A 13,579-nucleotide genomic window follows, 5' to 3' on the forward strand; every position below is an offset into this window, starting at 1 on the left:
TGTTCATTCACTAAATTAGTTTCTATCTGCAGCCAATGATAAAGCGGTTATTTGATGTTTTATTTGCCGCATTGGCTTTTTTTATTTTTTTTTGGTTACTGCTTCTAGCTTGGTTTGCAGCAATTATTGATACTAGAACTAATGGGATTTTCACTCAAGTTCGTATTGGCCAATATGGGAAACGATTCACAATTTATAAATTAAGGACTATACAATTAGATCAAAATTTAAAAGGGTTGAAGATATCTAAACTTGGTCAATTCCTTAGGGATTTTAAATTAGATGAACTGCCCCAGCTTATTAATGTATTGAAAGGCGAAATGAGTATTGTTGGCCCAAGACCAGATGTCGAGGGCTATTATGATTTGCTGGAAGGAGAAAACCGGAAAATTCTCGAATTAAAACCAGGATTAACTAGTTTGGCTTCTCTGAAATATTATGATGAACAGACATTGTTAAAAAAACAGGCTGATTCTTTAGCTTATAATGATATTGTTATTTTTCCAGATAAAGTAAGAATGAATTTGGACTATTATAAACAACAAAGTCTTTATAACGATTTAAAAATTATTACTGCCACTTTGGTATTTATTTTTAAAAGAGTATGTTTTTTAATAATCAATTTTGTTTTTCGAAAGGTTAGATAATGAAACGTGGTGTTAGTTGATTTTCAACACGCTGTTATTACTTATCATGTTAATTGTTTACGAAGAGTTATTTAGTTTCTTATCTAAGAATAATAAATTGTATTTTTGTTTTTGTCTATAGTTATTTTATAAAATTAAAAAGCATATCATATGTCGAAAAATTCCATGGATACTGGATTTTTTTCTAGGGATAATTTGAAATTAAGTATACGTAATTTGAGTTATTTACCTAGGTGGATAATTGTGTTGATTGATGTTTCAGTTTTGACAATAACCTTCTTCTTTACTTTGCTTATTTTTAGAGGAACTGGTTTGAAATATATCAATACAGTTCATGATGTGTTTTTTACAGCTTGTTTTTTTGCATGTAATATTTTCTTTTTCTGGCTGTTTAGAACTTATTCGGGAATTATTAGACACTCATCTTATAACGATGCAGTGAAGCTGTTGTTTTCTCAAATGTCAGTTTTGGTTGTGTTCCTGTTTTTTAATTTTACTTATGAATTATTATATGACGAAAAAGTTTTTTTAACAACAGCTCTTTTTATCAATGTTCTGCTCTCATTTTGTGGTTTGTTTTTATATCGTGTAGTGGTTAAACAAACATTTGAATTGTATTTATCTGATAAAAATGCAACTAAGTTAATAAGAACAGTTATTTATGGAACAGATGCTAATGCAATATCTGTAGCTAATGCTTTGAAGTTTGAAACCCCAAGCCGTTTCAAAATAGTTGGTTTTGTTGACAGAAACAATCAAAATGCTTCCAAAAGGATGATGGATCTGCCAATATTGATTCAAAGAAAAAAATTGCCCTCTTTAATGCGGTCAGTTGGTGCTGAAGCTGTTATTATGGCTGATAAAGGTATCAGTAAAGATGAACAGTTGATTATTGTGGATCAATGTTTAGAATTTAATTACAGAGTTTATACTGTCCCTTTGATTTCGGATTGGGAAAATCAAAAAGAAATTTCTCAAAAAGTAAAAAATATTCAGATTGAAGACTTATTAGAGAGAAAAGCGATTGTCTTAGATAAAAAATCTATTTCAAGACAGTTAAAGGATAAGACAGTTTTAATTACTGGAGCAGCTGGCTCTATTGGAAGTGAAATTGTTAGACAAGTATTATTGTTTAATCCTCATAGAGTGGTTGTTTTAGATCAAGCCGAAACGCCTTTGCATCATTTGAGTCTTGAACTGGAACAAACAAATTCGAAATCAAAAGTTGAATATATTATTGCTGATGTTCGGGATAAAGAAGCTATTGATAAGGTTTTTAAAAGATATAAGCCTCAAGTAGTGTATCATGCTGCGGCTTATAAACATGTGCCTTTAATGGAGGAGAATCCATCGCAAGCAATTTTAACTAACATATTAGGAACTAGGAATTTGGCTGATTTGTCTTGTGCATATCATGTTAAAAAATTTGTAATGGTATCAACTGACAAAGCTGTAAATCCAAGCAATGTTATGGGAGCCAGTAAAAGGATTGCAGAAAAATATGTACAGTCATTACAAATAAAGCATCAGAAAGAGAATAAGGAAAATGCTACTAAATTTATAACTACCCGCTTCGGAAATGTTTTGGGGTCAAATGGATCAGTAGTACCATTATTTACAAAACAAATTGCCAGCGGTGGTCCTGTTACAATTACTCATCCGGATATTATTCGATATTTTATGACTATTCCCGAAGCCTGTCAGTTAGTTCTTGAAGCTGGAGCAATGGGGAATGGTGGTGAAATTTATATTTTTGATATGGGTAAGCCTGTACGTATTTTAGATTTGGCCAAAAAAATGATTAAATTGGCAGGTTTTATCCCCGATCGAGAAATAAAAATTGAAGTAGTTGGTTTACGGCCAGGTGAAAAGTTATATGAAGAACTGCTTAACGATACAGCTAAAACGATTCCCACATATCATGAAAAAATAATGATTGCCCAAGAAATTCAAGATGAATTTGAAAATCTTCATGCTGACATTAATGAACTTATCGGGATTGCAAATTTCTTTGACAATGATGATATAGTTACAAAAATGAAAGTTATCGTTCCTGAGTTTAAGAGTATGAATTCAACTTTTGAGGTTTTGGATAAATAAGACTTAAAAAGAATATTAAAAGAAAAGGTTTACAGGGGTGTTCTTGTAAACCTTTTTTATTTAGAGAAAACATGATTTTTTATTTTGTCATTTCTAGGTTGGTTATTGTTAATGTCTAAGTTTTACTTTTTTTACTCACTTCTCTTTTATTGATGTTTGCTGAATGTTCAATTTGATCAAAAAACAACAAAAAACATCTCTAATTTATTGCTTTTTGTATCTGTAGAAATTTATAAATTGCATTATCATAATTATTTTAACTGCTATTTTACTGGATTTGACAACGTATAAGATATTTATCTGTACTTAGTTTATTGTCTCCTTTTCGTACACAAAAAACCTGTAAATAGGGTTTTTTTATAAGTAGACTCATAAGTTAATTTAAGTATATTTGCCGATAAAATTTCATGTGAATTCAACTGACTATGTGAGTATGAATTGCGAAGCGGTGCCTTCTAATTATGGAACATGTTTGAAAAATGAATTCAAAAAAAATCAGTTGTTTTTTCTGATTTGCAATAAGAAGATCAGAAAACGGATTATAGAATTTGTTCCATACACTAATTACACGCTACAGTTCTCACCTCTCTTTTAAAATTGCACTTTTATATATTAATGATTAATATTATACATATTGTTTTTTGCCTCAAATACTAATGAATACTAATTCTCCTCAAAATACCAATTGGCTGTTTGAAATAACACCGAAAAATAAATTCTTTACATTAAATCTTAAAGAGGTTTGGCAATATAGAGATTTGCTGATGCTTTTTGTAAAACGTGATGTAATAACTGTTTATAAACAAACTGTTCTAGGTCCTTTATGGTACTTGATTCAACCTCTATTTACTTCTGTTACTTTTACTATAATTTTTAATAATGTAGCTGGAATTAATACGGGGACTGTTCCTCCATTTTTGTTTAATTTGGCAGGAATTACCGTTTGGAACTATTTTACCGCTTGCCTCAATGGTACCTCAAATACGTTTGCCAGTAATGCAGGAATTTTTGGGAAAGTATATTTCCCTAGAATTATTACTCCCATGTCGATTATCATTTCAAATTTAATAAAGTTTGGAATTCAGTTTTTTATTTTTGTTGCTTTCTATATCTATTTTTATGTTCAGGGGACAAATTTAAGTGTCAACGGGCTAGTTTTATTTTTTCCTATATTGATTGTAATCATGGGGATTTTGGGATTAGGTTTGGGAATGTTTATTTCTTCATTGGTAACCAAATATCGTGATTTCAGTAATTTAATTACTTTCGGAGTACAATTGCTAATGTATTTATCAGCGGTGATGTATCCAATGGAATTAATTAAACAGAGAATACCCGAGTATGGCTGGCTGGTACAGTATAATCCATTAGCCTATTTAATAGAAACTGCCCGCTATATGTTATTGAATGTCGGGGCTATTTCATTTGGAGGATTGTTATACACTTTTTCAGTGACAGTAATTGTTTTTTTTGTTGGACTTTTAATTTTTAACAAGACGGAGAAGACTTTTATAGATACAGTGTAAAAAAAGCAATGATAATTTCAACAGCAAATTTTAATTTTAAAATCGTTAACTTTTAATCTCTAACTTTGAAAGACATTATATTAAAAGCCGAAAATATTTCTAAACAGTATCGTTTGGGAAATGTAGGGACAGGGACTTTGAGTCACGATTTGAATCGATGGTGGCATAGTATTCGAGGTAAAGAAGATCCCTATCTGAAAATAGGGGAGATTAATGATCGTTCTACGAAAGGGACATCAGACTATGTTTGGGCTTTACAAGGTATTAATTTTGAAGTAGAGCGTGGTGAAGTTCTCGGTATTATTGGCAAGAATGGTGCAGGTAAATCTACGTTACTTAAAATTTTATCAAGAGTTACAGCACCTACGACAGGAAATATAAAATTTGGCGGGCGTGTAGCTTCGCTTCTGGAAGTAGGGACAGGGTTTCATGGTGAAATGACTGGTCGTGAAAATATTTTTTTGAATGGTGCTATTTTGGGTATGACCAAAAAAGAAATAGCTTCAAAACTCGATGAAATTATTGAATTCTCAGGATGTCAAAGATATATAGATACACCGGTGAAACGCTACAGTAGCGGAATGACAGTACGATTGGCTTTTGCTGTGGCCGCATTTCTTGATCCGGAAATTTTGGTTATCGATGAGGTACTCGCCGTGGGCGATGCTGAATTTCAGAAAAAAGCGATTGGCAAAATGCAGGATATTGCTAAGGGACAAGGAAGGACGGTTTTGTTCGTGAGTCATAATATGGCGGCGGTAAAACAGTTGTGTACTAGAGGTATTGTGATGGAAAATGGAAAAGTGAAATACGATGGTAATATTGATGATGCCTTGTCAAAATATTTACAAATAAATTCGGATGATGAAAATGTCTCTAAAATAATTTATGAAGATGATGCTGATAAGGCAACTCAGATTTTAAAAGTAGAATTACAGGATGAAAATGAAAATAATGTAATAGAGTATTTCACCGATCAGGATATATATATTCATATTACATTAAGAAATAATTTTTATCAGGAAAAAGCACGTTTGAACTTCTCTATATTAGATAAATATGAAAATTTATTTTTTATCAACCGCAGAGAATTAGATTTTAGAGGTGTAAAAACATGGGTTGTTAGAGTTCCTAAAAATGTTTTGATAGCAAACTCATATATTATTGGCTTCGCATTAGATATACCAAAAGTCAAACTATTAGATTTACCTCAAAGGAAATTGAATTTAAATATAATCAATTTAGCTCAAGAAGAGTTTAAAGAAGGTGATGTAGAAAACGGAATTTTCAAGATACCATTGGAATGGAAAATATAAAAAAGAAAATTTTATTACTCTCTACAGGAGATATAAATGGTGCTTATGAAGCAATTTATAAGTTAGCTTATTTTTTTATTGAGCAAGGCCATACAGTGAGCATGCTGGTTAAGCATAAAACAAAAAAAAATGGATTTATTGTTCAATATTTAAATGAACCAAAATCGTTAAAAAGAAAATCTCTCTTAAAAAGGATATTTATAAAGGTCAAAAATAAAATAATACACAAATTCAAAGATAAGACAGAGCCTATTCATTTTGATGGAAAATATTCTTTCATTAGTAAAGACGAAGCTAGTGAAAATATTTCAACTAAGAGAATCGTGTCTCAAATAGGTTTTATACCAGATTTTATTATAACAGGTATGACAGATGGGTTTATAAATAGTACGGATTTATTAAATTTACATAAATTAACGAACGCTAAAGTGTATAATATTACAGTTGATATGAATCACTTTACAGGAGGGTGTCATTATGCTTGGGATTGTGAGGGATATATAAAAGGATGTGATGAAAAATGTCCTGCAATTATTGGTAAAAATGGCAGGGATCTGGCAAAAATAAATTTTGAAACAAAACTTAAAAATGTTCGAGAAGGAAGGTTTGAGATAATTTCAGGTTCAGGATGGACTTTAAAACAAGCCCAAGAATCAAAAATTTATAAAGAACAAAAGGTATTTCATAATATTAATAGTCTAATTGATACTAAGCTATTTAATGCCAAAAATAGAGATATAGCAAAAAGAGTTTTTGGATTCGAAAGCTCAAAGTTTTATATATTGGCAGGCAGCCAGAATGCTAATGATCCAAGAAAAGGATTTCCATATTTTATAGAAGCATTAAAAATTTTGGAAGCTCAATTAACTGTTCATCAAAAAAATAAAATTGTTATACTTGTAGTTTCACGTGATGTGCCTCAAGAATTTGAATATTTAAATTTTGAAAAACAAAAACTAGACTACATTACTGATTATAGGCTGTTAGTATTACTTTATCAAGCTATAGATTTATTTGTAAATTCATCTATTGAAGATTCTGGGCCCATGATGGTCTCAGAAGCTATGGCATGTGGTACTCCAGTAGTTGGTTTCGATATGGGAGTGGTTAATAATATTGTAATTAATGATTACAATGGCTATAAGGCTATATTAAAAGACAGCAATGATTTGGCTAGTGGTATAAAGAAAATGATCAATTTAACTACGCAAGAATATACTCAATATTCTAAAAGTGCGAATACACAAATTCAACAGTATTCTTCTTTTGAGTTTGCTACTAAAATATTTAATGAAATAATTAATACTTAAAAATAGATATAATGAATATAGAAATTTCAAAATTTGTTAAAGATTTCGAATTATTGTTAGATGAGGTTGAAGCAGGTAGCATTAGTCCGGAAACAAAATTTAGAGATTTAGAGGAATGGAGTTCTTTAATTGCATTGACAGTTATAGCAATGGTAGATGAAGAATATGATGTAAAACTTTCAGGAGATGATATCAGAACATCTGTAACAGTAAAAGATCTTTTTGATAAAATAAGTATGAAATAAATGAACCTTTCTGAGTTTACTAAATTTGGAATTACTTTTAAAGCTTTATCAGAAGAGCATTTAGAAATGGTGAGAATTTGGAGAAATTCTGATGATGTTCGTCTTTTTATGCAATATCAGGAAATTATAAATCCGGAGCAACAAAAAACTTGGTTTAAACAATTAGATAAATATACCAATTATTATTATATCGCATATCAAAATGAAATTCCTTTTGGTGTTTATAATATTAAAGATATAGATTTTGAGATAGGAATTGGGGAACCGGGAGCTTACCAGAAAAGTAAATATTTTTGGGAAGGTGATATATCTATGCGAGCTTCTTTATCTATAATTATATTTGCTTTTGAAACATTAAAATTAAATACTTTGATAAGTCACGTGTTAAAAAACAATAAAAGGGTTTTAGCATATAATCAACAAATGGGTTTTCAAATTAAAGATACTGATAATGATTTTATTAGTTTTGAATTGATTTTAAAAAAAGAAGATTTTTACGCTAATAAAAAGATAGTTAGACTTATAAAATATTTAGAAAGTAATTAGGATAATTGTATGGCTAATTTTAAAATTAAAAATGTAGTTTTATCAGGACTTGCTGTTGCTGTACCCAAAACAAGAAAAGTGAATTTAGAGAATCTTTTTTTTTCTAAAGAGGATATCGGAAAATTTACCACAACAACAGGTGTTTCAGAATTTAGGATTGCTGATAAATCTACAACAAGTTCTGATTTAGGATTTGAAGCTGCGCAAAAATTAATTTTAGAAATGGATATTGACAAGAAAGATATTGATGTTTTAATTTTTGTTTCTCAAACCCCTGATTATTTAAATATTCCTAATACAGCTCCTCAATTACAAAATAAACTAGGATTGTCAAAGAACTGTATAGCATTTGATTTGTCTTTAGGTTGCTCGGGGTTTATATATGGATTAAGTACTTTAGCTTCTTTTATGCAAAATCCAGCTTTTAAAAAAGGTTTACTTATTTGTGGAGATACAATAAGTAAAATTGTTAATCCGGAAGATAAAAGCACAGCATTACTTTTTGGAGATGCAGCATCTGCAGTAGTTTTAAAAAGAAAAGAAAATGATTCAGAAATGCAATTTAACTTAGGATGTGATGGCTCAGGTTATAAAGCTATAATTGTTAATGATGGAGGTTCTAGAAATCCATTCAATGCAAACTCTTTGCATGTTGTCGATCACGGCGATGGAATTAAAAGAAATCAGTGCGAGCTAGTTCTAGACGGAATGGATGTTTTTGGTTTTGGAATAAATCAGGCGCCGAAAACCTTTAGAGAATTATGTGATTTTGCAAAAATTTCAAATAAAGAAATTGATTTTGCCATTTTTCATCAAGCTAATAAAATGATGAATGAAATGATTCGCAAAAAATTGAAATTAGAAAAGGAGAAGGTACCTTATTCGTTAGATAAATTTGGAAATACTAGTTCTGCGTCAATTCCAGTTACAATGGTAACGGAACTGAAAAATCAATTGAGAAATGGTAAAAATAAACTTTTGCTGTGTGGTTTTGGTGTAGGTTTGTCATGGGGGAGTTGTTATTTCACAACAGAAAAATTAACAGTACTTGATTTAATAGAAATTTAAAGATGAACAATCCATTTTCTCTCGAAAATAAAACAATTTTAATTACTGGAGCATCTTCTGGAATAGGAAAAGCGAGTGCTGTAGAGTGCTCTAAAATGGGGGCAAAAATTATTATTACAGGACGTAATTTAGAGCGATTAACTTTGACTTTTAATGAGCTGGAAAAAGGAGATCATATAATGATTCAAGCTGATTTAACCAATGAAAATGATTTTGAAAATTTTTTAAATCGTATAGATGTAATAGACGGTATTGTACATTCTGCAGGGATTTCTGGTCATGTATTATTTAATTTTCTCAAAGAAGAACAATTAAATCATATGATGGACATTAATTTTAAGATTCCAACTTTATTAACACAACGATTATTAAAGCAAAAAAAAATTAATAAAGAAGGATCTATTGTTTTTATTAATTCGACTTCAGGTATTATTTCTTCGTATGTTGGAGGCTCAATTTATTCTGCTTCAAAAGCTGCATTAAATGGTTTGATTAAAGGACTTGCCTTAGAGTATGCTTCCAAAAAAATAAGATTTAATGGAGTCATGGCTGCAATGGTTGAAACTTCAATTATGGAAAAAAGTGATGTTACACAAGAACAATTAGATTTGGATAGACAAAAATATCCTCTTAAAAGGTATGGTACCCCAGAAGAAATAGCTTATGCAGTGATTTACTTATTGTCAGATGCTTCCTCTTGGACTACTGGAAGTAATATTCTATTAGATGGAGGAAAGACAATATCGTATTAATATGAAATCATATATAAAAGCTATTTCTTATTATTTGCCTCAATTTGAGTTAAATAATTTTATTATAGAAAAAAGTTTCCCTGAATGGAGTATTGATAAAATTGCAAAAAAAACAGGAATTAGTTCTAGATATATTGCTGCAACGGATGAAACTTCTGGTGATATGGCAATAAAAGCTGCTGAAAAACTATTTGAAGAGCACAATATTGATAAATTATCTATAGATTACCTGATTTTATGTACTCAAAGTCCAGATTATTTTTTGCCAACTACTGCTTGTGTTATACAAGAAAAATTAGGTTTAAAAACTAGTATTGGTGCTTTTGATATGAACTTGGGGTGTTCTGGTTATATGTATGGTTTAGGATTAGCAAAAGGTCTTATTTTTTCTGGTCAAGCCAATAATATTCTTTTTATAACTTCAGAGACTTACAGTAAATTTATTCATCCACAGGATAAAAGTAATAAAACTATTTTTGGAGATGCTGCAGCTGCTACTTTAATTTCTTCAGAAGATGGTTTTGCAGAAATTGGTAATTTTGAATATGGAACAGACGGAAAAGGAGCAAATAATCTTATTGTAAAAAATGGAGCAATGAGAAATTTGAAAAACAACAATGAAGCTATTCAAGACGAATTTGGGAATTATCTTTCTGATGACTATTTATTTATGAATGGTTCAGAAATTTTTTCATTTACATTAGCTTCAGTACCTAAATTAATAGATAATACTATTCAGAAAAACAATCTGTTAAAAGAAAATATTAATTTATTTGTTTTACATCAAGCCAACATGTTTATGCTAGAAAGTTTAAGAAAAAAATGTAAAATTGAAAACGAAAAATTTTACATACATATTGATAATTGTGGAAACACAGTTTCTTCTACCATTCCTATAGCTTTATATCATGCACAAAATGAAAAATTATTGAAGAAAAGTAGTAATATTTTGTTGGCTGGATTTGGTGTGGGATATTCTTGGGGAGGAACAATAATAAAAGTAATTTAATAAATGATTCCATTTAATAAACCATTTTTAATTGGCAGCGAATTAAAGTATATTGAAGAAGCAGTGAAATCTGGTAAAATATCAGGTAATGGTAAATATACCCAATTGTGCCATCAGTTTTTTGAACAAAAATATGGTTTTGGAAGATGTTTGCTTACAACGTCTTGCACAGATGCGTTAGAAATGGCAGCAATACTTGCAGATATTAAAGAAGGCGATGAGGTAATCATACCTAGTTATACATTTGTTTCTACGGCATTGGCTTTTGTTAGACAAGGAGCAAAAATTGTTTTTGCTGATTCTTATTCGGACAATCCTAATATAGATTTAGATAGTATAGAAGTATTGATTACTTCAAAAACTAAAGCAATAGTACCAGTACATTATGCGGGAGTTGCCTGTGATATGGATAAAATAATGGAATTAGCGAATAAATACCATCTTTTGGTAATTGAAGATGCGGCACAAGCTATTGATAGTTTTTATATTGGTAAAGATGGAATAAAAAAAGCTTTAGGTTCTATCGGACATTTAGCAGCTTTCTCTTTTCACGAAACTAAAAATATAATTTCCGGAGAAGGCGGCATGATTGTTATTAATGATGAACGATTTACAGACAGAGCGGAAATTATTTGGGAAAAAGGTACTAATCGGACACAATTTTTCAGAGGTGAAATCGACAAGTATGGCTGGGTGGATATTGGTTCTAGTTTTCTACCTTCTGAGGTTATTGCTGCATTTCTTTGGGGTCAACTTGAAAATTTAGATATTATACAAAAAAAGCGTAAGTTACTCTGGGAATATTATTACCAACAATTAAATCCTTTAGCGAATTTATGTGGCATAAAAATGCCTCAAATTCCTGATTATGCGACTAATAATGGGCATATGTTTTATATCCAATTTGCTACTTTGGAGGAGAGAACAAAATATATTGAAAGATTTAAAAAGCAAGATATTTTATCTGTTTTTCATTATATTTCATTGCATTCAAGTCCATATTATTCTTTAAAACATGATGGTAGGGTATTACCAAATTCAGATAAATTTACTGATACCTTATTACGTTTGCCAATGTATTATGAGCTGAGTGAAACGGAGATTGATGCTATTGTCAATTGTTTTTTGGAAAAATAGTAATCAATTACACAAGGATGAACAAAGTCATAATAAATGTATATTTCCCGAACTTAAACGGGATTCGATTTTTAGCGGCTCTCTTGGTTATTATTCACCATACAGAACAAATTAAAAATTTATTAGGATTAAATAGTAAATGGGACAATCCATTCGTTAAGCTAATCGGTCCATTGGGAGTAATATTGTTTTTTGTTCTAAGTGGATTCTTGATAACGTATCTTTTATTGGTTGAAGAAAATCAAACTAAAACCATTAGAGTCAAATCATTTTATATGCGGAGAATTTTACGCATATGGCCTTTATATTATTTAATTGTTGGATTAAGTTTTTTTTTATTTTCTCGAGTTTCATTTTTTAATATAGAGGAATTGTCTGGACATATATTTGACAACGTAGCTCTGAAATTAATTATGTTTATTCTCTTTCTTCCTAATTTAGCCTTGATTTTATTCAGTCCTGTACCATATGCAAGTCAAACGTGGTCAGTAGGTGTTGAAGAACAATTTTATTTGATTTGGCCAATTTTAATGAAAAATGTAAAAAACAAAAAAATACTCCTGTACACAATTGTCTTTGGTTACTTAGTTATTAAATGGTTTGGTTTTAGATTCATTCAAAAGTTTATATTTTGGAATGCTTATATGGAAACTGTTAAATCATTTTTCAATAGTTTTAGTATTGATTGTATGGCAATAGGAGGATTATTTGCTGTTTATTTATTTAACAAAGATAAAATGCTCAAGATTTTGTTTTCAAAATATACACAAATCATTACATATATTTTATTAGCTGTTTTAATTACAAAAGGGATTCAAATTCCTTATATACATTTTGAATTTTATGCTATATTCTTTGGTGTTATGATACTCAATTTGGCATCTAATGAACATTCTCTTTTAAAATTAGAAAACAAACTATTTCATTACTTAGGTAAAATATCTTATGGATTATATATGTACCATCCAATAGCCATCGTGCTTACATTAAAAATCCTTGAAACATTGAGAATCGTAAATTTTGAAATTCAATATATTTTAATAGCACTTGTTACAATTGTAATAGCTGGATTTTCGTATAAATATTTTGAAAGTTATTTTATTGGAAAAAAAATAAAGTTTTCAAAAATAATAAGTGGTGATAATGCCAATCTTTAATATTGTTTTTTTTAAAGATAAAGAATAGTAATAAGTGGCTAGGTTATGTAAATAAGTATCTATGAAAGTTTATAGATTTACGGATTGATAGATTTTATTACTAGATGTTTATATATGGCTAAAATATGTTGATTGATTATTTTCTAAATTAAAACGATGTTAAGAAAAATAAAGAATAAAGTTTTGAATTATCTTTTTAAACAATTTGAATTGTATCAAAAAAAGAAGGAGCATCAAAGGGATCAAAATATTATTTCTCAATTCAAAAAAACGGGAAAAGGGTTTACTATTGGTAAAGATTATACAATTATGAATCCTCAATATATAGAAATAGGAGATAATTTTATTGCAGGCGAAAGATTTAGAATAGAAGCTTGGGAGAATTATGGGGACGATAATTTCACACCAAGTATCAAAATTGGTAAGAATGTTATATTTAATACAGATATCCATATTGGCTGTATAAATTATATAGAGATTGGTGATAATTGTTTATTTGCCAGTAGAATTTATATTACAGATCATCATCATGGAGAACCTACAATTGAAATGTTGAAATTAGCACCAAAGGATAGACCTTTAATTTCAAAAGGGTCTGTTATTATAGAAGAAAATGTATGGATTGGTGAAGGTGTAGCTATAATGCCTAATGTTACTATTGGTAAAAATAGTATAATAGCAACTAATGCTGTAGTCACCAAAGATATCCCTCCCAATTGTGTTGTGGCTGGAGTTCCTGCTACAGTAATTAAGATTATTAAATAAA

The 13,579-nt window shown here is 29.7% G+C and carries 13 protein-coding genes; all 13 read left to right on the plus strand.

Annotated features, from left to right (window positions below; translation table 11 throughout):
- Positions 1-35: 35 nt before the first annotated feature.
- The 13 genes from IRZ80_RS02655 to IRZ80_RS02715 all read left to right on the plus strand — a co-directional run bounded on the left by IRZ80_RS02655 (position 36) and on the right by IRZ80_RS02715 (position 13,578).
- Complete coding sequence (locus tag IRZ80_RS02655; protein WP_194640009.1) at positions 36-647, plus strand: sugar transferase; 612 nt, start codon at positions 36-38, stop codon at positions 645-647.
- Between the two features lie 150 nt (positions 648-797).
- Positions 798-2,747, plus strand: a complete 1,950-nt coding sequence (locus tag IRZ80_RS02660) for a polysaccharide biosynthesis protein (RefSeq protein WP_194640010.1) — start codon at positions 798-800, stop codon at positions 2,745-2,747.
- A gap of 656 nt (positions 2,748-3,403) precedes the next feature.
- Positions 3,404-4,273 carry an ABC transporter permease gene (locus IRZ80_RS02665; RefSeq protein WP_194640011.1) on the plus strand — a complete coding sequence of 290 codons (870 nt, stop codon included), beginning with the start codon at positions 3,404-3,406 and terminating at the stop codon, positions 4,271-4,273.
- A gap of 65 nt (positions 4,274-4,338) precedes the next feature.
- On the plus strand, positions 4,339-5,589 hold the full coding sequence (locus IRZ80_RS02670; protein ID WP_194640012.1) for a polysaccharide ABC transporter ATP-binding protein: 1,251 nt from the start codon (positions 4,339-4,341) through the stop codon (positions 5,587-5,589).
- Positions 5,577-6,899, plus strand: coding sequence for a glycosyltransferase (locus tag IRZ80_RS02675; protein ID WP_194640013.1), 1,323 nt, complete (start codon positions 5,577-5,579; stop codon positions 6,897-6,899). The genes IRZ80_RS02670 and IRZ80_RS02675 overlap by 13 nt, the downstream gene beginning before the upstream one ends.
- 11 nt (positions 6,900-6,910) lie before the next feature.
- Positions 6,911-7,144, plus strand: coding sequence for an acyl carrier protein (locus IRZ80_RS02680; protein ID WP_194640014.1), 234 nt, complete (start codon positions 6,911-6,913; stop codon positions 7,142-7,144).
- Entirely contained in the window at positions 7,145-7,690 is a 546-nt protein-coding gene (locus tag IRZ80_RS02685) for a GNAT family N-acetyltransferase (RefSeq protein WP_194640015.1), read from the plus strand.
- 9 nt (positions 7,691-7,699) lie between these two features.
- Positions 7,700-8,758, plus strand: coding sequence for a 3-oxoacyl-ACP synthase III family protein (locus tag IRZ80_RS02690; protein WP_194640016.1), 1,059 nt, complete (start codon positions 7,700-7,702; stop codon positions 8,756-8,758).
- A 2-nt stretch (positions 8,759-8,760) separates the two neighbouring features.
- Complete coding sequence (locus tag IRZ80_RS02695) at positions 8,761-9,510, plus strand: SDR family NAD(P)-dependent oxidoreductase (protein ID WP_194640017.1); 750 nt, start codon at positions 8,761-8,763, stop codon at positions 9,508-9,510.
- A gap of 1 nt (position 9,511) precedes the next feature.
- Positions 9,512-10,519: a ketoacyl-ACP synthase III gene (locus IRZ80_RS02700; RefSeq protein WP_194640018.1), complete on the plus strand. Its 1,008-nt coding sequence runs from the start codon at positions 9,512-9,514 to the stop codon at positions 10,517-10,519.
- Between the two features lie 3 nt (positions 10,520-10,522).
- Complete coding sequence (gene rffA, locus IRZ80_RS02705) at positions 10,523-11,656, plus strand: dTDP-4-amino-4,6-dideoxygalactose transaminase (protein ID WP_194640019.1); 1,134 nt, start codon at positions 10,523-10,525, stop codon at positions 11,654-11,656.
- Between the two features lie 17 nt (positions 11,657-11,673).
- The gene (locus tag IRZ80_RS02710) at positions 11,674-12,813 is read left to right on the plus strand and encodes an acyltransferase family protein (RefSeq protein WP_194640020.1); all 1,140 of its coding nucleotides are present in this window, start codon (positions 11,674-11,676) and stop codon (positions 12,811-12,813) included.
- A 156-nt stretch (positions 12,814-12,969) separates the two neighbouring features.
- The gene (locus IRZ80_RS02715; protein ID WP_194640021.1) at positions 12,970-13,578 is read left to right on the plus strand and encodes an acyltransferase; all 609 of its coding nucleotides are present in this window, start codon (positions 12,970-12,972) and stop codon (positions 13,576-13,578) included.
- Position 13,579: the final 1 nt, after the last annotated feature.

The organism is Flavobacterium sp. HJJ, assembly GCF_015351475.1.
Taxonomy (GTDB): Bacteria; Bacteroidota; Bacteroidia; order Flavobacteriales; family Flavobacteriaceae; genus Flavobacterium; species Flavobacterium marginilacus.

Bases quoted from the DNA above. Each gene is read 5' to 3' on its own strand.
- IRZ80_RS02695 (WP_194640017.1), top strand. From the start codon at position 8,761: ATGAACAATCCATTTTCTCTCGAAAATAAAACAATTTTAATTACTGGA.
- rffA (WP_194640019.1), top strand. From the start codon at position 10,523: ATGATTCCATTTAATAAACCATTTTTAATTGGCAGCGAATTAAAGTAT.
- IRZ80_RS02655 (WP_194640009.1), top strand. From the start codon at position 36: ATGATAAAGCGGTTATTTGATGTTTTATTTGCCGCATTGGCTTTTTTT.
- IRZ80_RS02665 (WP_194640011.1), top strand. From the start codon at position 3,404: ATGAATACTAATTCTCCTCAAAATACCAATTGGCTGTTTGAAATAACA.
- IRZ80_RS02715 (WP_194640021.1), top strand. From the start codon at position 12,970: ATGTTAAGAAAAATAAAGAATAAAGTTTTGAATTATCTTTTTAAACAA.
- IRZ80_RS02685 (WP_194640015.1), top strand. From the start codon at position 7,145: ATGAACCTTTCTGAGTTTACTAAATTTGGAATTACTTTTAAAGCTTTA.
- IRZ80_RS02690 (WP_194640016.1), top strand. From the start codon at position 7,700: ATGGCTAATTTTAAAATTAAAAATGTAGTTTTATCAGGACTTGCTGTT.
- IRZ80_RS02700 (WP_194640018.1), top strand. From the start codon at position 9,512: ATGAAATCATATATAAAAGCTATTTCTTATTATTTGCCTCAATTTGAG.
- IRZ80_RS02680 (WP_194640014.1), top strand. From the start codon at position 6,911: ATGAATATAGAAATTTCAAAATTTGTTAAAGATTTCGAATTATTGTTA.
- IRZ80_RS02710 (WP_194640020.1), top strand. From the start codon at position 11,674: ATGAACAAAGTCATAATAAATGTATATTTCCCGAACTTAAACGGGATT.
- IRZ80_RS02675 (WP_194640013.1), top strand. From the start codon at position 5,577: ATGGAAAATATAAAAAAGAAAATTTTATTACTCTCTACAGGAGATATA.
- IRZ80_RS02660 (WP_194640010.1), top strand. From the start codon at position 798: ATGTCGAAAAATTCCATGGATACTGGATTTTTTTCTAGGGATAATTTG.